Source organism: Mycobacterium sp. NGS49 (assembly GCF_059812565.1).
The window spans coordinates 1-23598 of the sequence record NZ_JCALCX010000025.1 but is presented as its reverse complement, the minus strand read 5'-3'; the positions used below and the strand labels follow the sequence as shown (position 1 = coordinate 23598).

Annotated in this window: 12 protein-coding genes and 1 pseudogene; 9 read left to right on the top strand and 4 right to left on the bottom strand. The window is 69.0% G+C overall.

All coding sequences use genetic code 11. From position 1 onward, the window contains the following. Nucleotides 1-29: 29 nt before the first annotated feature. From AC5Y7D_RS22870 to AC5Y7D_RS22840, 7 genes are all read left to right on the top strand, one after another. A complete protein-coding gene (locus AC5Y7D_RS22870; RefSeq protein ID WP_499927976.1) occupies nt 30-3056 on the top strand; it encodes a protein kinase domain-containing protein in 3027 nt (1008 codons plus the stop codon). Nucleotides 3057-3110: 54 nt separating this feature from the next. Further along, on the top strand, nt 3111-4247 hold the full coding sequence (locus tag AC5Y7D_RS22865) for a BTAD domain-containing putative transcriptional regulator (protein WP_499927974.1): 1137 nt from the start codon (nt 3111-3113) through the stop codon (nt 4245-4247). Nucleotides 4248-4506: 259 nt separating this feature from the next. Then, on the top strand, nt 4507-7962 hold the full coding sequence (locus tag AC5Y7D_RS22860) for a PE family protein (protein ID WP_499927972.1): 3456 nt from the start codon (nt 4507-4509) through the stop codon (nt 7960-7962). 77 nt (nt 7963-8039) lie between these two features. Next, nucleotides 8040-11300, top strand: a complete 3261-nt coding sequence (locus tag AC5Y7D_RS22855) for a PE domain-containing protein (RefSeq protein WP_499927970.1) — start codon at nt 8040-8042, stop codon at nt 11298-11300. 126 nt (nt 11301-11426) lie between these two features. Continuing rightward, a complete protein-coding gene (gene uppS / locus AC5Y7D_RS22850; protein WP_499927968.1) occupies nt 11427-12191 on the top strand; it encodes a polyprenyl diphosphate synthase in 765 nt (254 codons plus the stop codon). A 194-nt stretch (nt 12192-12385) separates the two neighbouring features. Further along, entirely contained in the window at nt 12386-15379 is a 2994-nt protein-coding gene (locus tag AC5Y7D_RS22845) for a PE family protein (protein ID WP_499927966.1), read from the top strand. Between the two features lie 264 nt (nt 15380-15643). Beyond that, nucleotides 15644-17425 carry a PE family protein gene (locus AC5Y7D_RS22840; protein ID WP_499927964.1) on the top strand — a complete coding sequence of 594 codons (1782 nt, stop codon included), beginning with the start codon at nt 15644-15646 and terminating at the stop codon, nt 17423-17425. A gap of 257 nt (nt 17426-17682) precedes the next feature. On the opposite strand, the gene AC5Y7D_RS22835 is transcribed toward AC5Y7D_RS22840, so the two are convergent. After that, nucleotides 17683-18402, bottom strand: coding sequence for an SDR family oxidoreductase (locus AC5Y7D_RS22835; protein ID WP_499927962.1), 720 nt, complete (start codon nt 18400-18402; stop codon nt 17683-17685). A 316-nt stretch (nt 18403-18718) separates the two neighbouring features. Between AC5Y7D_RS22835 and AC5Y7D_RS22830 the strand changes: the two genes are divergently transcribed. Then, the gene (locus tag AC5Y7D_RS22830) at nt 18719-19084 is read left to right on the top strand and encodes a winged helix-turn-helix transcriptional regulator (protein WP_499927961.1); all 366 of its coding nucleotides are present in this window, start codon (nt 18719-18721) and stop codon (nt 19082-19084) included. A 61-nt stretch (nt 19085-19145) separates the two neighbouring features. On the opposite strand, the pseudogene AC5Y7D_RS22825 reads toward AC5Y7D_RS22830, so the two are convergent. From AC5Y7D_RS22825 to pruA, 3 genes and pseudogenes are all read right to left on the bottom strand, one after another. After that, a pseudogene (locus AC5Y7D_RS22825) lies at nt 19146-19274 on the bottom strand (hypothetical protein); the annotation flags it as partial. Between the two features lie 147 nt (nt 19275-19421). Then, nucleotides 19422-20384, bottom strand: coding sequence for a proline dehydrogenase family protein (locus AC5Y7D_RS22820; protein ID WP_499927959.1), 963 nt, complete (start codon nt 20382-20384; stop codon nt 19422-19424). Then, nucleotides 20384-22015 (bottom strand): L-glutamate gamma-semialdehyde dehydrogenase, encoded by a 1632-nt coding sequence (pruA, locus tag AC5Y7D_RS22815; RefSeq protein ID WP_499927957.1) that lies wholly within the window; start codon nt 22013-22015, stop codon nt 20384-20386. The genes AC5Y7D_RS22820 and pruA overlap by 1 nt, the downstream gene beginning before the upstream one ends. Before the next feature lie 82 nt (nt 22016-22097). Here pruA and AC5Y7D_RS22810 point away from each other — a divergent pair. Continuing rightward, on the top strand, nt 22098-23598 hold a 1501-nt coding region (locus AC5Y7D_RS22810), incomplete at its 3' end, for a PucR family transcriptional regulator (protein ID WP_499927956.1).

Below are 23598 nucleotides of genomic sequence, written 5' to 3'. Positions count from 1 at the left end.
CCTCTTAGCACTGAGGCGAAGGGCAGCTGATGCTTGATCTGGATCCCACCCAGCCGCGTGGGGCCGTCGATTTGGTGACGGAGTTGGGCGGGGCGGGATTTGCTGACGCGGTGGAGATCGGTCGCGGCGGGTTCGGTGTGGTATTTCGCTGCCTGCAGGTGGGACTGGGCCGCCCAGTGGCGGTCAAGGTGCTGACCGGTCTCTCCGACGACGCTCGGACCCAGTTCTCGCTCGAGCAGCAGGCGATGGCACGGCTGACCGGGCACCCCCACATCGTGGCCGTCCTGCAGGTGGGTCAGACGGTCAGCGGGTGGCCGTTTCTGGTGATGCCGTTGTGCGGGCAGGGATCCTGGCAACAACGTATCGCCAAGCGGGGCGTAGCGGCGGTCGAGGAGGTGCTTGAGGTCGGCGCCAAGATCGCCGGCGCGCTGGCCGCCGCGCACCGAGCGGGGGTGGTGCATTGCGACGTGAAGCCGGCCAACGTTCTGTTCACCGATTATGGCGAACCGGCGTTGACCGATTTCGGGGTCGCCCATATCAGTGGGCGATTCCAGGTCACCGCGGCAGTGTGTGCGAGCACGCCCGCCTTCGCCGCTCCGGAAGTGATCGGCGGGGCTGGCCCCAGCCCGGACGCTGACGTCTATGGATTGGGCGCCAGCTTGTTCGCCGCGCTGACCGGTCATGCGGCCGTTGAGCGCCGCCACGGCGAGCGGGTGGTGGCCCAGTTCGCTCCGATCAGCAGCGGGCCGCCCGCCGGTGTACGCGAGCATGACATCCCCTCTGAGGTGGCCGGCATCATCGCCGCGGCAATGGCCCCCGACCCCGCTGATCGACCGTCGGCGGCCGAACTGGGTGAACACTTGCGGAGCCTCCTGCTCCACTTTCGCGGCGGTGGGATCGGTCCGGCGCGCCCCATCGCGGCAGCGGGACCACGAGCGGGCAATCTGCCGGTGCTACTCGCCGAGGTGGTGGGCCGCGGCGACGATGTGGCCGCGCTGAGGACGCTTCTGGCGACCTCGCGGCTGGTCACCTTGACCGGTATGGGTGGGGTCGGCAAGACAACTCTGGCGCTACAAGCGGCGGCGGAGTTGCGCGCCGACTACCCCGACGGGGTGTGGCTGGTGGAACTGAGCGAGTTGCGCGACGGAACGCTGCTGACCGAAATGGTGGCCGCGGCGCTGGGCGTGCGCGATCAGCCCGGCCGACGGCTGACCGAAGTGCTGGTCGATGTCCTGACTGAACGCCGTGCGCTGCTGGTTCTGGACAACTGCGAACACCTGATCGATGACGCGGCGAAGTTCGCCGACACGTTGCTGCACCGTTGTTCGCAGTTGCACGTGTTGGCGACCAGCCGAGAGGTTCTCGACATCGCGGGCGAAACAGTGCGGACCGTGTCTCCGCTGGGCGTGCCCGGACCCGAAGTCGTCCCGGATGCGGACTGCCTCGCCACCTACCCGGGGGTGGCGCTGTTCCTCAAGCGCGCGTGCGCCGCGGTGCCCGACTTCACGCTGAACGAACACAACGGTGCCGCCGTGACCCGAATCTGCACCCGTCTGGAGGGCCTACCGCTGGCGATCGAGTTGGCCGCCGCCCGGTTGCGCGCCATGTCGGTCGAACAGATCGCCGCTGGACTTTCCGAGCCTCATGCGCTGCTCACCCGCGGCCACCGCGGCGCACCGAGCCGCCAAAAGACGCTCGCCAGCTGCATCGACTGGAGTTACCAACTGTGCACCCACACGGAACAACGCCTGTGGGCAGCATTCTCGGTGTTCGCTGGAACCTTCGATCTGCCTGCCGCCCAACACCTCTGCGCCGACGACCTAGCCGCCCAAGACCTGCTCCTCGACCTGCTGGGCGTGCTTGTCGACAAATCCATCCTGATCCGCGTCCAACAGGGCGACCACGTGCGCTTCCGGCTCCTGGAGACTCTGCGCGACTTCGTCAAATCCCATGTCACCCAAAGCGAACAACACCGCCTGAGTGCCCGCCACGCCAGCTGGTATCACCAGCTCGTCACACAAGCGAACTCGCAATGGTTCACTCACGCTCAGTTGCACTGGTCGGAGCGGCTGTTGCGAGAGATGCCCAATGTGCGCGAAGCGCTGCAGTTCTCGCTGGCCCATGACCCGACAACCGCGATAGAGATCGCGATGGCTATGCGCCCGGTGTGGCAGAAGAACGGGATGTTCGGGGAAGCACGCCGCTGGCTCGATTCAGCACTGGGCGCGACGTCAATTCAACCGGCCCCCGTGCGCGTCCGCGCCCTCAGCGAAATAGCCGTGATCGCCTTTTTTCAAATGGACCTCCCGGCGGTTCGGGCTGTCGCCGCCGAGGCGCGCGATCAGCTCGCGGCGATGCGTGACATCGAAGACGCAGAATCGGCAGAACTGAGCGCCAGATTCGACGCCATCGACGGTTACGTTGCCGTGCAAACCGGCGATATTGCGCGCGGAGTCGAGCTCCTGCGGCGTGCAACAGAGCAGACGGGCGAATTCGAAGTGCGGTTCGCCGCGACTTACTATCTCGGATGGGCTGCCGAGATCTCCGGCGATCTTGACGAAGCGACGAGCTGCTTTGACGCAGCGTTGGCCATCACGACCTCGCACGGCGAATCCTGGTACAGGTCAAGGGCTTTGGTAGCGCTCGGCGTAGTCCAGTGGCTGCGCGCAGAACTGCAGGGTGCAGAACGTGCCATTGTCGAGGCTCTTCAGCTGTCACAACTGCTCGGCGATCCGTTTACCGGTGCACAGTGCCTGGAGAACTTGGCGTGGATCGCCGGCTCTCATGGGGATTGGCTCCATGCCGGCGCCATGCTGGCGGCTGCCGACGCGTTCAGCCGAGCCATCGGCAGTCCGCTGATGCACGTTCCGGATCAGTTTTCCCATCATGACGAGTGCTACTCGCGGACGCGTCAGGAGCTCGGCGCGGAATTCGAGGCCACATGGGCTTACGGCGCTGCGCTCACCTTCGACGAAGCGGTCGCCCTGGCTATGGACAACTCGAACGGCGGGCGTGGGAGGACGGCGGCTGTCATGCCACCACAAGTCGGACCCTGACTACGGAAGTACGTCAATCATGGGCATCACTGCGCCGACAGTTGGAGGAACCCGATGACGGTGGCGCGACATGTTGTCCACTTCAGCGTCCTCGGGCCGTTGGAAATGACTATCGAAGGTGCGGTCGTACCGTTGGGTACGCCGAAGCAACGTGCAGTACTGGCGATGTTGCTGATCAATCGAAACCGACCGGTCGCAACCGACGCTTTGATCGACGCAGCTTGGGAGCAAGGAGCCCCGAGCGGTGCGCGAGCGACGCTGTACGCCTATGTGTCGAATCTGCGTCGTCTGATGAGCAAAGCCGGTCTCGAAGCACGCACCCTGCTGGCCAACGCGTCGCCGGGCTACCGACTCGCGGTTCTCGACAGCAACTATGACCTCGGCCGATTCGTGACCGAAAAACAGGCTGGGCTACGGGCCGCCGCGGACGCGCGGTTTGAGCAGGCCAGCGGCCACTTCTCGGCCGCACTTGCCGAGTGGCGCGGACCAGTGCTTGACGACTTGCGTGACTTCGACTTCGTCGACGCCTTCGCAAGAGGACTCCACGAGGAGAAGGTGCTGACACAACTCGCTCGTGCCGAAGTTGAAATCGCTTGCGGCCGAGCGCATTCAGTAATCAGCGAGCTTGAGACACTGGTCGCTGACCACCCCTACCGGGAACCTCTCTGGGCGCAGTTGATCGCCGCTTACTATCTGGTCGACCGGCAATCCGACGCGCTCGACGCTTACCAGCGACTGCGAGACCGGCTCGCCGACGACCTCGGCGTCGATCCCGGACCTGCAGTGCGTGCGCTACACCAGCGGATCCTCAGGCAGCGGCCACTCGATGTCCGTGCTACCGCCCAATCGAGCGCGGACGAAACCATCAGCACGCTCGCGCAGCACATGACGGCACCTCCGGGCGCTACCCACGGCCCCTCACTTCGGGACGCCATCGGACACAAATATCCACTTTTCGCCACGACCACCCGTATCGGGCGCAGTCCGGACAATGACATCGTTCTTGAGGGCGCCAAAGTGAGCCGTCACCACGCTGCAATCGTCGATACCGGGTCCAATTTCGTCGTGGTGGATCTGCGTTCGGTAAACGGCGTCTACGTTTCGGGGCGCCGTATTCACACCAGCGCCGTGCTTCGTGAAGGTGACCGGATTCGCATCACTGAACACGAGTTGATCTTCGCTAACGGTTAAGTGCGGCTAGCGAGCTGAGCTGCCCGATCGCACGGTGGGCACAACGCGGCGTTGTGGCCATACAACGTCGCGGCGTCTACCGAATGCACTGTCAGCCGGTAAACCATCAAGGACATGGGCCGCCCAATCGCGGACGAGAACGTCGCGACGATTTCGCGTCAACCGCATCTTCGAACCGCTTTGATGCTCGTTCTGGCCGGTCCTGTTCGCATTCCCTCGCGCCCAGCAACCGTCGAGGCCGCATTTTGAAGGAGTCGAGTTGTCCTACCTGATTACCGCACCGAACATGCTTGCCGCGGCGACGACGGATTTGACCAGTATCGGTTCCTCGATCAGCGCCGGGAATGCGCTTGCGGCCACTCACATCACCGCACTGCGTGCTGCCGCTGAGGACGAGGTGTCCGCCGCTATCGCAGCACTCTTCTCCGATCACGGCGCTCAATATCAAGCGATCAGTGCGCACGCCGCAGCATTCCACCAGCGGTTCGTCCAGGCGCTGGGCAATGCTTCGAACGCCTACTCGGCTGCCGAGGCCGCCAACGTGCCCGCGCTGCAATCCGTGGAGCAGAACCTGCTCGCAGTGATCAATGCACCGACTGAAGCGCTGATCGGACGCCCACTGATCGGTGACGGCGCCAGCGCAACCACCGCGGGCGGTAACGGTGCCGACGGGGGTTTGCTGTGGGGTAACGGAGGAAATGGCGCGCAAGGAGCGGCAGGCCAAAACGGCGGCGCCGGTGGCTCGGCCGGCCTGTTCGGCAGCGGCGGGGCCGGCGGCAGCGGCGGCGTCGGAGGTGGAAGCGGCGGGGCCGGAGGCAATGCCGGATGGTTTGGCGGCAACGGAGGGGCCGGAGGCTCCGGAGGCGCCGGCGCTAGCGGTGTCGCCGGCGGCGACGGCGGGGCCGGCGGTCGCGCGGGATACTTCGCAGGCACGGGCGGGAGCGGTGGCAATGCCGGCACCGGCGGAGATGGCGCCAATGGCGGAACCGGCGGCGCCGGTGGTCGCGGCGGATTTGTGTTCGGTAGCGGTGGCGTCGGTGGTGCGGGCGGAATCGGAGGAAACGGCACCTCCGGTGCTGCCGGCTCCATGGGTGATAGCGGGGCCGCCGGCACCGGCGACAGCGGCGCAGGGGGAACTGTCGGCGGCGACGGCGGGGCCGGTGGGCATGGCGGTGCCGGCGGCGCCGGCGGGCGCGGTGGCCTGATCTTGGGGTCCGGCGGCTCGGGCGGCAACGGCGGTGTCGGCGGTGCCGGCGGCAGCGGTGGCACCGGTGGTAGCGGCGGCTCCGGCGGCAACGCCCTCGTAAACAGCGGAGCAGACGGCGGCGCAGGTGGGGCTGGCGCCCACGGTGGTGCCGGCGGCGCCGGCGGAGATGGTGGCATTGGCGGGGCCGCCGGTGCGGGCGGGCTCTTCGGACATGCGGGCAGTGCCGGGAACGGTGGCGCGGGCGGTAACGGGGCGCTCGGCGGAGCCGGCGGAGACGGAGGCCTCGGCGGCAAGGGCGACAGCGGCCCTAGCGCCGGAAACGGCGGTGCGGGCGGCCACGGGGGCGACCCGGGCGCGGGAGGAACTGGTGGTAGGGGCGGTGCCCCGGGCGACGCGAACGGCGTCAAGGGCGCCGACGGTCTGACTGCGGGCAACGACGGACCCAGAGGCGGCGGCAACGGCGGGAGGGGCGGTGACGGCGGTGACGCCACGGGCCTCAGCGCGGCGACAGGTAACGGTAATGGCCCGGTCGCCGCCGACGGGGGGCGCGGCGGTCACGGTGGCGACGCCGGGCGGGTCGGCAACGGCGGGACCGGCGGCGCGGGTGGAAACGGTGCCGACGGTCGCGGCGACGCCGTCAGTGGCGGCAACGGAGGTGCAGGCGGCACAGGTGGCAGCGGCGGAACCGACGCCGGACGCGGCGCCGACGGTGGGACTGGCGGTACCGGCGGACGCGGCTCAGATGGCACCGCCCCCGGGGCCGACGGCGGCCACGGCGGAAAGGGCGGCACCGGAGGCGACGGCGGCACCGGCAGCATCGCCGGCGGCACCGGAGGCAAGGGCGGCTTGGGCGGTGCGGCAGGTCGCTACAGCACCGGCGGCACCGGCGGAACGGGCGGCTCCGGCGGCACCGCCGACGCAAACGGCAGCGGAGTCGGCGGCCGAGGCGGTGACGGTGGTAACGGCGGCTACGGCGGTGGTACGGGCGGCCTCGGCGGCGGCGGTGGCAACGGCGGCGTTGCGAGTGGAGGTCGCGGCGGAACCGCCGGCAGCGGCGGTCATGGCGGCGACGGCGCTTTCACCGGCAGCGTTCACGACGGCGTTGGCGGTAGCGGCGGTGACGGCGGTATCGGCGGCACCGGGCTCCACGCTGGCCAGGGCGGCGCCGGCGGGCAAGGTGGCGACGGCGCGTCGAGTACTGTCCGCGCCGGCGGACGGGGCGGTGCCGGCGGCGTCGGCGGAGACGGCGGACAGGGCGCCACCGGCGGCACGGGCGGTAACGCCGGAAATGGCGGGACAGGCGGAAACGGCGGCGAGGGCCACGGCACCGGTGGCGACGGCGGCGAGGGCGGCAAGGGCGGCAACGCCGGCACCGCCGGCGCTGCCGGCAGCCTGAGCACCGCCGGCACCGGCGGAGACGGCGGCAGAGGCGGCAACGGCGGCAAAAGTTACGGCGATGTCAGCACCAGCGGCGCCGGTGGCACCGGCGGCGCGGGCGGTAACGGCTTCGACGGCGGCGACGGCGGAAAGGGCGGCAATGCCGGTGTCGCCACCGGCTTCGGCGGCACAGGCGGCGAGGGCGGCGGCGGCGGTAGGGGCGGCAACGGCACGACTGCCACTGAGGCAACCGGCACCGGTGGCCGCGGCGGCGATGGCGGCAATGGCGGCGACACCTTCGGATACAGCGGCGGCGGCGGCGCCGGCGGTGGAGGCGGCTATGGCTTGAACGGCGGCGACGGTGGCAACGGCGGCGATGCCGGCTTCGGCTTTTACACCGGCGGTAACGGCGGCGACGGCGGACGCGGCGGTCCCAGCATCACCGACGGCACTGCCGGCAACGGCGGCAACGGCGGGACCGGCGGAACCGCCACCGCCGACACCGGTACCGCCGGAAACGGTGGCAAAGGCGGCTCTGGCGGTGACAGCGGCTTCGCCGTGGGATCACAACACGCAAAGGGCGGTACCGCCGGCACTGGAGGCAACGGCGGAACCGGCGGAGCAGCCACCGGCGCCGGAGGATTCGGAGGCGATGGCGGCACCGGCGGTACCGGCGGCCATGGCGGCAACATCGCCTACACCGACACCGGCAATGCCGGCAATGGCGGCACGGGCGGCACGGGCGGCATGGGCGGTGCGGGTGCCGGCACCGGTGGCAGAGGCGGCGTAGGCGGTCTCGGTGGCGGCGGCGGCACACACTACCTCCCACCCCCACCCCCCACGGGCGCGGGCGGCAGCGGCGGCGACACCGGCACACACGACCCCCCATCCCCCTCGGGCGCGGGCGGCAGGGGCGGCGACGGCGGCAGAGGCGGTGACGGCGGCAACGGCAGCAGCGCCGGCAGTTCCGGCGGCGATGGCGGCACGGGCGGTGACGGCGGTAAGGGAGGTGACGGCACCGGCGGCACCGGCGCAGACGGCGGCACCGGCGCCGACGGGCTGTCCCATGCGGGCGCGACGGGCGGCGGCGGTGGAGAGGGTGGCCCGGGCGGCGCGGGCGGACTCGCGTAGTTCGCCACCTTTGCTGCCCGACTCTGATCGGTCGTTGCGGAGCTTCATCGTTATCCACAGTTGTTGGGAGACAACATATGTCGTACGTGATCGCGTCGCCCGGGGCGCTGAGCGCCGCAGCCTCCGGTCTGAAAGATCTCGGTTCGATGATCGCCGCGGCCAATGCGGTCGCGGCGGGACCTACCGCCAACCTCGCGGCGGCAGCACAAGACGAGGTCTCCGAGGCCGTCGCCGCATTCCTCAGCGGTCACGCGCGGGACTTTCAGGCCCTCACCGCACGCGTCGAATCCTCCTATGACCAATTCGTCCAGGCCTTGTCCGCCGCCGGCGGCCCATACGCACAAGCCGAAACTTTCAACACATCGCCTCTGCAGGCGATGTTCGCTCTGGTCAATGCGCCCACCGAGCACCTATTGGGACGTCCTCTGATCGGCAACGGCGCCAACGGATTAGACGGAACCGGGTCGGCGGGCGGCGACGGCGGTCTGCTGTGGGGAAACGGCGGTGCCGGCGGCTCGGGTGCGGCCGGACAAACCGGCGGTGGCGGCGGTAGTGCCGGCCTGATCGGTCAGGGCGGCGCGGGCGGGGCCGGCGGCGCATCGTCGACCGGCAACGGCGGTGCCGGTGGCGCTGGGGGTACCGGGGGCTGGCTGTTCGGTGCCGGCGGAAGCGGGGGCGCGGGCGGTGCGGCCACCGGCTTACTGGGGGCCGGTGGCGTCGGCGGCGCGGGCGGCCACGCCTGGTTACTCGGTAACGGTGGCCTTGGCGGGGCCGGCGGCGTCAGCGCTGGGGCCACCGGCGGCAACGGCGGCGACGGCGGCACCGCCGGATTCGTCTATGGCAACGGCGGCAACGGCGGCACCGGTGGTCACGGCGGCCTCGGCACCGACGCGACCGGTGTCCACCACGGCGCTGGCGATCCCGGCGGTCAAGGCGGCGGCGGCGGATCCGGTGGGTCCGGCGGCGCGGGCGGACGGATATTCGGCGACGGCGGCAACGGCGGCGACGGCGGCAACGGTGGTTCCGGCGGAATCGGTGCCCGCGGCGCCGACGGGTCGCCCGGAGTCGCAGCCGGTAGCGACGGTTTCGACGGCAGTGACGGCGGCAGGGGCGGTGATGGCGGCGATGGCGGCAACGGCGGAACTGCCGGAGCGAAAGGCTTGTTCGGCCACGCCGGCGTCGATGGCGCGGGCGGGACCGGTGGCTCCGGGGGCGTTGGCGCCGAGGGCGGCAGAGGCGGTGTCGGCGCCGCGGGCGATGCCGGCAGCCCCGACGGCGGCAAGGGCGGGAATGGCGGCGACCCGGGCGCTGGCGGCACGGGCGGTGACGGTGGGAGCGGATCCACCGCCGGTGCGCACGGCCGATCCGGAAGCGCGGCCGGCAGCGGCGGCGACGGTGGCGCAGGCGGCGACGGCTACAGTCCCGCCGCGCCGGGCGTCGATGGCGGCAACGGCGGAAAGGGTGGCGACGGCGGAGCGGTTGGTAACGGCGGGCGTGGCGGTGACGGCGGAGTCGGCGGTCATGCTGACGCAACCAGCGCCAGCGGCGCCGGGGGTCGCGGTGGGGACGGAGGCAGCAGCGGAAGGGTCTCCGGGAACGGAGGCGATGGCGGTAGCGGCGGCGACGGCGGAACCGGGGCCGCCGGCACCAGCAATTCCCTGGCGGTCGTCGCCAACATCACCGGCTTCAACTCGCCAACCGGTGTGGCGCTCAGCCCCGACGGCACCCATGCCTACGTCGCCAACCTGAACAGCGGCTCAGTGTCGGTGATCGACACCGCCAGCAATACCATTGCCGCCACGATCGGCGGCCTGGCCGATCCGACCGGCCTGACGGTCAGTCCCGACGGCACCCACGTCTACGTCGCCAACGCCGGCAGTAACACGGTGTCGGTCATCAACGCCGCCACCAACACCGTGACTGGAACGATCGCTGTCGGCGCTTTCCCGAGGGGCGTGGCAGTCAGCCCCGACGGCACCCGGATCTACGTCACCAACAATCAGGATCACACCGTCTCGGTGATCAACACTGCCGACAACAGCACCACTGCCACCGTCCAGGTGCAGCCAGGACCGCTGGGAGTGGCAGTCAGCGCCGACGGCACTCGCATCTACGTTGCCAACGCGTTTAGCAACAGCGTTTCGGTGATCGACACCAGCACCAACACTGTGACCGGAACGATCGCTGTCGGCACCTATCCGACTGGCGTGGCAGTCAGCCCTGACGGCACTCACGTCTACGTCAGCAACGCCCTCAACAACACGGTATCGGTCATCACGACCGCCACAAACAGCGTCACGGCCACCGTCCAGTTGCAACACGGACCGTGGGACTTGGCAATCTGCCAGGACGGCACTCGGCTCTACGTGTTGACCGATCCGGGCGGCAGCTCGGTGGCGGTCGTCGACACCGGCAACAACGAAATTATCGCCACACTCGCCGGCTTTGATGACCCCTATTCCGTCGCGGTCGGCGGTGACGGCTCGGTCTACGTGACCAATTTCGGCAGCGATGTCGTCTCGGTAATCGACACCCCGCGTAACGGCTCGGTCGGGGGCACCGGCGGAGCCGGCGGGAATGGTGGCGACGCGTTGGCGGCATCGGGCAACGGTGGCAACGGCGGCAACGCCGGTCACGGTGGGACCGGGGGTGACGGAATCGACGGCGCGGCCGCGACGACCGCGGGCGGCACGGGTGGAACGGGCGGCGACGGTGGCAACGGCGGGGCCGGAGGAACGGGTGGGGTCGGCGGCAAGGGCGGAGCGTTGGGGGTCAATGGCAACGGCGGAGCAGGGGGCACCGGTGGTGACGCTGGGGCGCCGGGTGACGGCGGCGATGGCGGAAATGGGGATAGCGGGCACGTCGACGGCGGGGCCGGCGGCAGGGGCGGTAATCCCGGCGGCCCGGGTCACGGCGGCGCCGGCGGCACTGCCGGCATCGGGGGAAGCGGCGGCAAGGCCGGGACCGGGGGACTTCACGGCGCAGCGGTCGGCTCCGGCGGCGACGGCGGCACCGGCGGTGATGGGTTCGCGGCTCACCTCTCCAATGGGGCCGCCCACGGCGGTAGCGGTGGCCGCGGCGGCAATGGCGGCTCGGTCGGCAATGGCGGTGACGGTGGCAACGGGGGCAACGCCAGCACGAACTTCGGCAGCGCCACCGGTGGTGACGGCGGTGACGGTGGCGACGCGACGGGTTTCGGCGCCAACGGCGGTGACGGCGGCAACGGCGGTGACGCTACAGCGTTTTCGGGCAGCCGCCACGGCGGAACCGGCGGTGCCGGGGGCGCCGCAGGTCCGGGCGGAACAAACGGCAAAAGTGGCCGGCCCGGCACAGGCTGATTCGGTCAACCCCGACCCAGCTTCGTGCGTTTCCTTGAAAAAGCAGATTGCGAGGGCCATCGATACGAGAAGTCGATCGTGAATACGTGGACCGGATTACAGAATTGATGCCAATGGGGACCTTTCATGAAGCAGATCACTAAACGTACGCCAAATATGGCAACGGCAATTTTGCCACGCACGGTGGCCCTGATACCTGATGGCAACGCGCGTTGGGCCGACTTGAATGGCCTCACAACGATCGAAGGTCATCTTGCCGGACTTGCTGTCGGGATCGCTCGCGCACGAGATGCATGCGAACTAGGTATTGAGCAGCTTTCCCTGTTCGGCTTTTCCGCAGAGAACTGGACGCGTCCCGCCGCCGAAGTCGACGACTTGATGAACTTGTTCGCAACTCACTTTCCCCGTGCCGTGGAGGCTCTGGCGCCACTCGGCGTCCGCATCTGCCATTTGGGCTCACGCAGTGGACTGCCAGAACCAGTGCTCGATGCATTGGACGACTTAGCGGCAGCCACCGCACACAACACCCGGATGACCCTGTTCGTCGGGCTCAACTATGGCGGCCGCCAAGAATTGTTGGACGCCGCAAAATGTTACATCGGCAGCGGCGAAGAAGAATTCCGACAGCTACTTTACGCACCGGAGATGTTAGACATCGACTTCATTATCCGCACCGGCGGCGAGCATCGCTTGTCCAACGGATTTACGTGGCATTCCTCCTACTCGGAGTTGCTGTTCGTGAACGAGTTGTGGCCGGACTTCTCCCGAGACTGTTTCGAGCTCGCGCTTGCGCAATTTGGCCAGCGGGTGCGGACCATGGGCGGGCGTACAGAGAAACTTGTCAGCGGGCTGAATGGACCTTGCCCGCTCCCCCGTCGCACACATCTCTAGTGAAGAAGGCCAGCAACCCAGGAAGTTCTGAATTACCTCGTTTAATGTCACACCGCCATTAATTCACCGAATACGCAACAAGGACCGCTATCAATCGGACGGAGTGCAAGGTGGGTACAGAATCCCTGACTGCATGGTCGCTCAAACCAAAATTAGTGGTGACACCCGACGCACTGGCAACAAGTGCGATTGACGTGGCTGAGATCAATGCGCAGGTGAAGCAGGCTGCCGCCCTGGCGGCGGCGGCAACCGTAGGCGTGACGGCTCCAGCTGTAGATGAGGTGTCGGCGGCCATCACGTCGTTCTTCGGCATCTACGCCCAGCAGTTTCAACAACTCAGCGCTGCATCCTCCGTGTGGGGCGAACAGCTCGCGCAGAATTTCGCGGCGGCAGGAAGGGCCTATGCCGTTGCTGAAGCGACAAACGTGTCGGTATTGGGCTCTCTGCTGGACGAAGCATCAAGCGCGCAGTGGCTCTCGCCGGTGAAGGCGCTGACCGGGCGTCCATTGATAGGTAACGGCGCCGACGCGCTTCCGGGGAGCGGCGCCGCCGGCGATGATGGTGGCTGGCTGATCGGCAACGGTGGGGCGGGAGGCTCGGGTGCGGCGGGCCAAGCTGGCGGGCGCGGCGGTGGCGCCGGCCTAATCGGCTGGGGCGGCGCTGGAGGCGCCGGAGGTTCTGGCGTCGGTGGAGGCGTGGGAGGTGCGGGGGGTCCGGGAGGTCACGCGATGCTCTTTGGATCCGGCGGCGCCGGTGGCGTGGGCGGAGCCGGCGGCCACGGATTGGCCGGGTCGGCGGGCAGTGCGGGAGCGCCGGGCGTCAACGGGTCCGACGGCGGCGCCGGAGCCGCCGGCGGGACCGGTGGTGCCGGGGGCATCGGTGGTCATGGTGGCCCAGGGGGACGAGGCGGCTGGTTGTACGGCAACGGGGGCGCGGGAGGCGCCGGCGGAGCGGGTGGCGCAGGAGGTGCCGGCGGGACCGGGGGTGTCGGGGGGGTCGGGGGTACCAGCTACCCGACAGCCGGTGCCGGCGGTGTTGGTGGTGCCGGTGGTGACGCCGGTGCCGGCGGTGCCGGTGGAGACGGCGGAGCTGGCGGAGCAGGCGGCGTCTTCGGCCAGTTCGGAGCCTTAGGTACCGGTGGTTCCGGCGGAATCGGTGGCAACGCCGGGTCACCCGGAGACGGTGGCGCCGGCGGCAACGGAAGCCTTGGTCAGCTTGCGGGGGCTGGGGGTCCGGGCGGTCACGGAGGTGACCCCGGCGCCGCCGGCGTCGGCGGTCAGGGCGGAAATGGTCTGGTTCAAGGAACCGTCGGCGCCCCGGGGTCGTCGATCACCAGCGGCGGCAATGGGGGCGTGGGGGGAGCCGGTGCCGACGCCGCGGCGGGAAGTCAGATCAACGGTGGAGTCGGCGGACGTGGTGGGGACGCCGGAGCTGTTGGCAACGGTGGCAACGGCGGGGCCGGTGGGGCCGGGGCTGCGGGTGCCGCCGGAGTCAGTGGGTCGGCCGCCGGCCAGTCGGGCACCGATGGCGGAGCGGGTCGGGATGGTGGAGCTGGCGGAGCGGGCGGCAGCGGCGGGCGCCTGGCCGGTGACGGCGGAAACGGTGGGACTGGTGGAGCCGGTGGAGCCGGCGGCGACGGAGGCGGCGGTGCTGGCGGCGCCTCCGGGCAGGCGCTCATTAACAACGGTGCCGGTGGGGACGGCGGCTCGGGCGGAAAAGGCGGGATGGCCGGCGCTGGTGGCGACGGAGGTGCCGGCGGCGCCGCCTTGGCGGCCTCGGGTCACAACGGCAGTCAGGGCGCGGGTGGCGCAGGCGGTTCGGGGGGCCACGGGGGGGCTGCCGGTGACGGCGGCGCAGGTGCGGACGGTCAGCAGGGCGTCAACAAAGGCGCCGGGGGCGCCGGCGGGCACGGAGGTGACCCGGGCGTTGGTGGCGCCGGCGGTCACGGTGGCAGCGGATCGGTTCAAGGTGCGGTTGGCGCCGCTGGGGGTTCGTTCACCAGCGGCGGTGACGGCGGTGTGGGCGGCGCCGGCGCTGATGGCGTAGGAAACGCCTTCAAGAGCGGAGTCGGTGGCCGGGGCGGTGAAGGCGGAGCGTTCGGCAATGGCGGTGCCGGTGGTACGGGTGGTACCGGGTCAGCCGGTGCCGCCGGTGTGGGTGGCTCAGCTCCCGGGCAGTCGGGTAGCGATGGAGGAACAGGCGGGGCGGGCGGCCCCGGCGGGGCCGGCGGTAGCGGTGGGAAGCTCGGAGGCAACGGCGGAGCCGGCGGTGACGGTGGGGCCGGCGGAGGTGGCGGATTCGGCGGAAACGGTGTTGATGGTGCGTCGGGTCAGGCACTGGTCAATTACGGCGCCGGCGGGGACGGCGGATCCGGTGGTAAAGGTGGCGCCGGCGGGATCGGAGGTAACGCCGGGACCGGCGGTGCCGCGCTCGCCGCTACTGGTCTGGCAGGCAAAGGGGGCGCCGGCGGCGGTGGCGGCGCTGGCGGCCACGGCGGGGCCGCCGGGAACGGCGGCGACGGCGCCCAAGGGCAGACAGGTGTGAACAATGGCGCCGGGGGGGCGGGCGGCCACGGGGGTGACCCGGGGGCCGGCGGCACCGGCGGCAACGGCGGCAACGGGCTGGTGAAAGGCGCGGCCGGCGTATCAGGGGCGTCGTTCACCAGCGGCGGCAACGGCGGAAACGGCGGCAACGGCGCCAATGCGACTGGCGCTGGCAACAGCGGCGGCGCTGGCGGAAGAGGCGGTGACGGCGGGCGGGTCGGCAACGGCGGCACGGGCGGCAACGGCGGCTTCGGCACCGCCGGCACTAGCAACATTGTCACCGGTGCGGCCACCATGGGCGGCGCAGGCGGTTCCGGCGGCAACGGCGGCGATGGTGGCGTCGACAGTGGAAACGGCGGAGATGGGGGAACCGGCGGCAACGGCGGTGCGGGCGGCACCACCCACGTGGTCGATCAACCCGGCGCTGACGGCGGTCCCGGCGGAACCGGCGGCAGCGGGGGAAACGGTGTCAGCGGCGGCACTGGCGGCCACGGCGGCAACGGCGGCCGCGGCGGAACAAGCGCCCACGGTTTAGGGGAACTGGGTCAACTTGGTGGACCCGGACAACCCCCGGTCAGCGGTCAAGGTGGTGCCGGCGGAATTTCAGGAGCGGGTGGCGTGGGCGCGCCCGCGAAGAAGGTTTGACAAACCTGGTGGCGCAACCTCTTCCAAGGCGTTCACCGCCAACACCAATCGCCGTCAGCGGACGTCCAATGCGCCAGTGCCCTGAGAAAGAAACGGCCGCTCGGCCAATCTTCTCGCTCGCGGCGACCGTTGGCTTGTCCGGCGTTGACAGCGCCGGCCCGAACGAACTGGTATTCACCGATCGAACGGCTCGACAGCACCAAAGCACCGCTGGATCTCGCCCAGCGGAGGCGAGATTCGTCCATACGGACCCCGGTCGACCTAATGTCAAAATCTCTGGAGGTTGCTGCCGTGAATTACGTCATCATTGCACCGGAAATTCTTGAAACCATGGCAACGGATTTGGCAAGTGTCAGTTCGCGGCTCAGCGCCGTTCACGCCAATTCAATTAGTAAAATTACTGCGATCACAGCTGCGGCCCAAGATGAGGTATCAGCTCAGATTGCCGACATATTTTCAGGCCACGCCCAGCACTATTGCCGCCTGAGCAAACAAGCCGCAGCCTTCCATGACCAGTTCGCCGCAACCCTCAACGCAGATGCGCGCTCATATGCCACCGCCGAGGAGGCGAATCGGCTCCTGTTACGGCAAGCGCTTGACGCGGTCAATGCACCGTTTGAGACCCTGACCGGTCGTCCGCTCGTGGGCAACGGCGCGGACGCGACGACCCCGGGAGGTAGGGGTGGTGACGGCGGCTGGCTGATCGGCAATGGCGGGGCGGGGGCGGCCGGGGGCGTCGGGCAGATTGGTGGCCGCGGCGGAGACGCTGGTGTGATTGGCAATGGTGGTGCCGGCGGGGCAGGTGGAATCGGGCAGACCGGTGGAGCGGGCGGCAACGCCTTGCTGGTCGGCGCCGGCGGAGCTGGTGGGCACGGTGGGGCAGGCATCCCGGGTACTGCGGGGCTCAACCCCACCGAAAACGTCATCGGGCCGGCCGCCCAGTCCGGTAGCGACGCTTCGCAACCCGGTGGCGGTGGCCAGTCCGGCCAAAACGGCACTACCGCAGGTCAAACCGGTGGCGCTGGGGGCGTCGGCGCCGCCGGAACCGAAGGTAGTGCTACCGGGCACACCGGTGGCGGAGGAGGTGGAGCGGGCGGGGCAGGCGCCGCCGGTGCGCCCGGCGCGGCAGGCGGGAACGGCGGGGACGCATCTAATTTCAACGGCGGTGCCGGGGGCGGCGGCGGCGCTGGCGGCGCCGGTGGAAGCGGTGCACCCGGCGGACCCGGCGGTGCCGGCGGCGCGGGTACCGCCGGCACGTCAGGCGGAGGCGGCGGAGGCGGCGGAGGCGACGAAGGGTCCGGCGGGAACGGCGGCGCTGGGGGCGTCCCCGGCGCCGCCGGTAGTGGAGCAAACCCGGGCGCCGGAGGCTCTTCTCCTGGCATTGGCGGCTCCGGCGGTGGCGTCGGCGGTGGAGTGGGAGGCAACGGCTCGTACCAGGCTGGCGGGGGCGGTGGTGGTGGGGCGGGCGGCCCCGGCGGGACGGGCGCGGCCGGCGGTCGAGGTGGAGTCGGCGGGTCCGGCTACCTAATCGATGCGTCCGGCGGGAACGGCGGTACCGGAGGCACCGGCGGGTCCGGCGTCTCAGGCAGCGCCGGTTCCAGCGGCGGAGCCGGCGGCGCAGGTGGTCACGGCGGGTGGCTATTCGGCGATGGCGGTGCAGGCGGAACCGGCGGAACCGGGGGAAATGGCGGCAACGGCGCTTCCGGCGCCACGGGAGGCACGGGTGGTCTCGGCGGCGCCGGCGTCAACGGTGCCAAGGGCGGAGACGGCGGAGACGGCGGAGACGGCGGAGCGGGCGGAGACGGCGGGGACGGCGGAGACGGCGGACGTGGCGGCACCGGCGGCGCCTCTGGACTGTTCGGCCGTATGGGATCCACCGGGTCTGGCGGCGCCGGCGGCGCCGGTGGTACTGGCGGCACGGGCGGAAACGGTGGCGTCGCCGGCGCCGGCGGCGGCGCCGGAGGGCAGGCCGCCGACGGGCTAGCCGGAACGCCCGGGGCAGTTGGAACCCACGGGGCAGCAGGCGCCCCCGGCAGGCCTGGCTGACAACGGGTCGATGTCAGGGTGTGCCGTGTTTGCCGGACGCCCCAGCTTTACCACCGCCGGGAACACCTTCAGGCCCTGCTGCCGGCCGAGTCGCGACGGTCGCGGCCGCGCCGATGAGGTGAAGAGCTCACCCGGCCGGCAAGCCGGACTACGGGTGGGCAATGGAGCAGATCGAGGCCCGGCCGCCGACGACGTGCATGCTGCGAACGTAATCGCCTGACGCGTTTCATCAGATCAGAGCGCGTCAGAAATCGATGTCATGCGTGCCTCGCTCCGCCTTCGACGTGAATGGTCTCGCCGGAAACGAAACCGGCGCCCAGTAGCCACATAGCTGCGTCCGCGATGTCGTCGCTGCGTCCCGCGCGGCCAACGAGATTGGAGGCCGCGACGCCATCAAGTAGGCCCTGCTTAGTTTCTTTGCCCAGGCGATCCCAGGTGCCGGAGTCAACGATGCCGGGCGAGATAGCATTGACGCGGATCGGGGCGAGTTCTTTCGCAAGATGGGTGGCGAGGAAGGCGACGGCGCCGTTGCTTACGCCCATGATCGTGTAAGGCGGTGCGGGCTTCCAGGCAGCGACGCCGGAGAATAAGAGAATTGAACCGCTCGGCGGCAGTATTGGTGCGAAATGCTTCGCCACGAGGAGCGCCCCGAATACTTTTGCCTCGAACGCGGAAATGATCTTGGCGGATTCCAGCTCAGTAATCGGCACGTTGTGGTGAGCCGAAGCGGTAATCACAATGTGATCCACTCCGCCGAGTTTTCTTGCGGCGGCGGCGATGCTCGCCTCGTCTGTGACGTCGATGCGAATCGCAATGCCACCCGGCAGGTCACTGGCGACGGTCGACGCATCTCGAAGTTCACGTGCGCCGATCACGGGCACCGCACCTGCGGCGGCAGCCTTGCGGGCGATTGCCTCACCGAGGTACTTGGACCCACCGATGACGAGGACCGTCTGTCCAGTCAGCTCTTTGCTCAATTCATGCTCCATTGATAGCGATTGGTTTCCAATGCGTCGCGGGCCAGCTGGCCTCGCAGTCTCAGACGGTATGGTTTCCATACCGGTAACTTCAACGAAACCGGCCCTGACAACGGACTACGAGCCGTGCCATCGGCGATTTTTTCGGGTTGGCAGGGACCTTCGATTGTGAGGTAGTCGGAGGCGAGGCGACATCAGCCAATTCCATCGTGTTGCCACGGAGCCACGGCCCGGAGCTCCACTCTAGAGGCGCGCAGCAGCGGCGGTATGGTTTCGATACTGGCCAATTCAGCAAGACTGTAGAAGGTATGACGCAATGGGCAACGCATACGACGTCATGGCGGCCACCTGCCCGAGCCGCACGGTGCTTCACCGCATCGGCGCTCGGTGGACGATCTTCGTCGTCACCGCTCTCGTCGATGGGACCATGCGATTCACCGAGCTCAAAACGTATATCAAGGGCATCACGCCGAAAGTCCTTACGGAGACGTTGCGCGCCCTGGAGATTGACGGGCTAGTTCTCCGCACCGACTTTGACGAGAATCCGCCGCGGGTTGAGTACTCACTAACGCCGCTCGGCCGCTCCCTCTTGGTGCCGCTCCAAGCTGTGCGGGAGTGGGCTGAGACCCATGTGCCGGAGATCCTCGAGGCGCAGCGCCAAGCCGGGTTCGTCATGGACTGAGGACTCCACTGGTGCCCAGCGGATCCATGCACCATCACCCCGAGCCCGTCGGCGGCCATCCTGCCTCGATCCGCTTCCGCCAGTCGGCAAATTCGTCAATCCGGTGTATTGGATGACCTGCCTCGATCAGCCAGTCAACAAACTCGTCAAATCCAATGCTGTTGTCGTGTGGGTTGATCACGTGGGTGGTGCGCGGCTTCGGCAGCAATCGCCCACGGCCGGTCCGCGGTGCCCTACGTCCACGTTGAAAGCGCTTGTGCACATCGAGTGTGCGGCTACTGCTTCGAGTGTGCGGTCACGGTGCCCAGATCACGATTTCAGCGCCGCAGCAGCACAATCAGTGACCTCGTTCGGCCAAAGCCCGCAGGAAAAAGCCGAGGTTCGCCGGCCGCTCGGCCAGCCGGCGCATGAAGTAGCCGTACCACTGGGTGCCGAATGGCACGTAGACCCGAACCTTATTGCCCGCCTCGGCCAGCCGGAGCTGCTCGTCGTCTCGGATCCCGTACAACATCTGGTACTCGAAGTCATCGCGACCGAATACATGCGAAAGACCGGAAACGGCGTGGATGATCGCCGGGTCGTGTGAGGCCACCATCGGATAGCCACGACCCGCGAAGAGCACCCGTAGGCACCTCAGATAGGAATCAGTGACGTCACCGGCCGCCCGGTAGGCCACCGAAGCCGGTTCGTCGTAGGCGCCCTTGCACAGGCGGACCCGTGCCCCGACCGACGCCAACTCCTCGCAGTCACCACGGGTTCGGCGCAAATAGGCCTGCAACACCGTTCCCAGCCAAGGGAAATCGACGCGCAGATCGCCCGAGATCGACAGCGTCGAATCGGTCGTGGTGTGGTCCTCGGCGTCCACCGTTACCCAGGCTCCGACGGCCTCGGCGCGCTCGCAGATGGTGCGCGCGTTCTCCAGCGCGATCTTGTCGCCGTCGCGATCCAGTGACTGACCCAGCGCCGACAGCTTGAGTGACACCTCCAGCGGGCGCACCCCGTCGGACACGCAGTCACCGCGGCGTCCCAGCGCGTCGAGCAGATCGAGGTATGCCCGCACGGTGGCCGCGGCGTCGTCGGCGTCGACGACATTCTCGCCGAGGTAGTCGATGCTGATGTAGCGACCGGAATCACGCAGTGCGGCAACAACATCCAGAACGGCGTCCAGCCCGTCACCCGGAACGAACCTGCGCACCACCCGGCGAGTCAGCGTCGAGCGTTCCACCACCCGGCGCAACCCGTCGGCCCGGCTGGCCGCCAGCATCGCCGGACGCAGCGTGTGCGCGAACACCCCGGGCATCACTGTGCCGCCATATGCGGGTAGGTGTGGTCGGTGGCCGGCACGAAGGTCTCCTTCAGCGTCCGCGCCGACGTCCAGCGCAGCAGGTTCAGCGGTGAGCCGGCCTTGTCGTTGGTGCCGGATCCGCGTGAACCGCCGAACGGCTGACGGCCCACCACGGCGCCGGTCGGCTTGTCGTTGACGTAGAAATTGCCTGCGGCGAAACGCAACCGGTGCTGGGCGGTCAGCACCGCCTGGCGGTCATCGGCGATCACCGCCCCGGTCAACGCATAGCGCGATCCGGTGTCGATCACGTCGAGGATCCGGTCGTACTGGTCGTCGGGATACACGTGCACCGCCAGCAGCGGCCCGAAGTACTCGGTGCCGAACGCCTCGTCGGTCGGGTCGTCGGACAGCAGGACGGTGGGACGCACGAAATAGCCCTCGCTGTCGTCGTATTCGCCGCCGACGGCGATGGTGATGCCGGCGGCACCCTTGGCCCGCTCGATGGCGTCGACGTTCTTGATGAAGGCGCGCCGGTCGATCAGGGCGCCACCGAAGTTGGACAGGTCGGTGATGTCGCCGTAGCGCAACGCGCCTACCGCGCCAAGGAATTCGTCGCCCATCCGCTGCCACACCGAACGGGCGATGAACGCCCTCGACGCTGCCGAGCATTTCTGGCCCTGGTAATCGAACGCGCCGCGAATCAGCGCTGTAAGCAACACATCCGGGCGTGCCGAGCTGTGCGCCAGGACGAAGTCCTTGCCACCAGTCTCACCCACCAGACGCGGATAACTCCGGTACCCGGCGATATTGGCGCCCACCTGCTGCCAAAGCCGCTGAAACGTCGCCGTCGAACCGGTGAAATGGATGCCGGCCAATCGCGGATCGCGCAGCGCGACATCCGATACCGCCAGGCCGTCCCCGGTGAGCAGGTTGATCACACCGGGCGGCAAGCCGGCCGCCTCGAGCAGTTGCATGGTCAGGTAGGCCGACAGCGTCTGCGTGATCGACGGCTTCCAAATCACGGTGTTGCCCATCAGCGCCGGAGCCGTAGGCAGATTGGCGGCGATGGAGGTGAAGTTGAAGGGGGTGATCGCATAGACGAAGCCGTCCAACGGGCGGTAGTCGCTGCGGTTCCACTCCCCCGGCCCGCTGATCGGCTGCTGCGCGAGGATCTGCCGGGCGAATGCGACGTTGAACCGCCAGAAGTCGATCTGCTCACACGGCGCGTCGATCTCGGCCTGATACACCGACTTCGACTGACCCAGCATGGTGGCGGCCGCGATCTTCTCCCGCCACGGCCCGGCAAGCAGGTCGGCCGCCCGCAGAAACACCGCGGCGCGTTCGTCGAATGGTGTTTCCGCCCACCCGGCCTTCGCGGCGCACGCCGCCTCGATGGCTGCCGACGCGTCGGCATGCCCGGCAGTGGTGAGCGTCCCCAGCTTGGCGGCATGTCGATGTGGCTGTACCACGTCGATGCGCTCGCCTTCGCCCATCCGGTGTTTGCCACCGATGACATGCGGCAGGTCGATCGGATGGTCGGCCAAATCGGTCAGTGCGGTACGCAGCCGGGCGCGTTCCGCGGAGTTCGGCGCGTAATCGTGAACCCGTTCGTTGGCCGGGAGGGGTACCTGGGTGATCGCGTCCATTCCGTCAGGATCCCCGGCCGGACGCGGCGATCGATTGGCTGATCGGACAATATCTTGCGAATTTGCTAGTAGAATCCGACAAATGGCAGGTATCGGGCTGGGACAGTTGCTGCTCGCCCTGGACGCGACGATGGTCAGCCTGGTGCAGGCTCCCCGCGGGCTGGATCTCCCGGTGGCCACAGCCGCGTTGATCGACTCGGATGACCTGCGCCTGGGCCTGGCACGGGCGGCAGGTTCGGCCGATGTGTTCTTCTTCGTCGGCGTGAGCGACGACGAGGCGGTGCGTTGGATCGGCAAACAAGTCAACGTCCCGGTGGCGGTCTTCGCCAAGACGCCCTCGAATGAGTTGGTGACCAAGGCGGCACGGGCCGGCGCGGCGGTGGTCGCAGTGGAGCCGCAGGCCCGTTGGGAACGGATCTATCAACTGGTCAATCACGTCTTGGAGCACCACGGGGACCGCGCGGGCCAGCACGAGGACTCCGGCACCGACCTGTTCGGACTGGCCCAGTCGCTGGCCGACCGCATCCACGGCATGGTCAGCATCGAAGACGCACAGTCCCATGTGTTGGCTTACTCCGCTTCCAGCGACGAGGCCGATGAGCTGCGGCGGCTGTCCATCCTGGGCCGCGCCGGCCCGCCCGAGCATCTGCAGTGGATCGGCCAATGGGGCATCTTCGACGCACTGCGTGCCGGTAGCGCCGTCGTGCGCGTCGATGCACGCCCCGAACTGGGCTTGCGCCCCCGGGTGGCGATCGGTATCCACCAGTCGCAGCCGCCGACGTTCGCGGGCACTATCTGGGTGCAGCAGGGTTCGCAGCCGCTGGCCGACGACGCCGAAGAGATGTTGCGGGGTGCCGCCGTGCTGGCCGCCAGGATCATGGGCCGGCTCGCGGCCCGGCCGTCCCCCCATGTTCGGCAGGTCCAGCAACTCCTCGGACTGATGCCGGGCGAGCCCGGCGACGCATCGAGCCTCGCGCGCGAGCTCGGATTGCCGACGGACGGAACCGGCGCGCTGATCGGCTGGGACACAATCGGCGGCGCCGATCGCCCGGCCCGGCTTGCCGACGTTGTAGCGTTGAGCGCCAGTGCCTTTCGGCGCGATGCCCAGGTGGTGTCGAACGGTTCACGCATCTATGCGTTGCTTCCGCACACCGCCAAGACCCGGTCGGTCGCGTCCTGGGTGCGAGGCACCATCAGTGCGCTGCGGGCGGAGTTGAACGTCGAACTGCGCGCGGCCATCGCCGCGCCGGTGCCCGGTCTGGCTGCCGTGCCCGCCGCCCGCATCGAGGTGGACCGGGTGCTGGACAGCGCCGAACGCCACCCGGTCTCATTCGGTCGGGTGACGTCGCTGGCCGAAGCGCGCACCGCGGTGCTGCTCGACGAAATCGTCACCCTGATCGGGGCCGACGAACGACTGGTCGACCCACGGATACATGAGCTGAACACACAGGACCCGGTGCTGGCCGACACGCTGCGGGTATATCTGGACTGCTTCGGTGACATCGCCGGTGCCGCCAGCCGGCTGCAGGTGCACCCCAACACAGTCCGCTATCGGGTGCGCCGTATCGAGCGGCTGTTGTCCA

Bases quoted from the DNA above. Each gene is read 5' to 3' on its own strand.
- AC5Y7D_RS22870 (WP_499927976.1), top strand. From the start codon at position 30: ATGCTTGATCTGGATCCCACCCAGCCGCGTGGGGCCGTCGATTTGGTG.
- AC5Y7D_RS22865 (WP_499927974.1), top strand. From the start codon at position 3,111: ATGACGGTGGCGCGACATGTTGTCCACTTCAGCGTCCTCGGGCCGTTG.
- AC5Y7D_RS22855 (WP_499927970.1), top strand. From the start codon at position 8,040: ATGTCGTACGTGATCGCGTCGCCCGGGGCGCTGAGCGCCGCAGCCTCC.
- uppS (WP_499927968.1), top strand. From the start codon at position 11,427: ATGAAGCAGATCACTAAACGTACGCCAAATATGGCAACGGCAATTTTG.
- AC5Y7D_RS22840 (WP_499927964.1), top strand. From the start codon at position 15,644: ATGTCAAAATCTCTGGAGGTTGCTGCCGTGAATTACGTCATCATTGCA.
- AC5Y7D_RS22830 (WP_499927961.1), top strand. From the start codon at position 18,719: ATGGGCAACGCATACGACGTCATGGCGGCCACCTGCCCGAGCCGCACG.
- AC5Y7D_RS22820 (WP_499927959.1), bottom strand. From the start codon at position 20,384: ATGCCCGGGGTGTTCGCGCACACGCTGCGTCCGGCGATGCTGGCGGCC.
- pruA (WP_499927957.1), bottom strand. From the start codon at position 22,015: ATGGACGCGATCACCCAGGTACCCCTCCCGGCCAACGAACGGGTTCAC.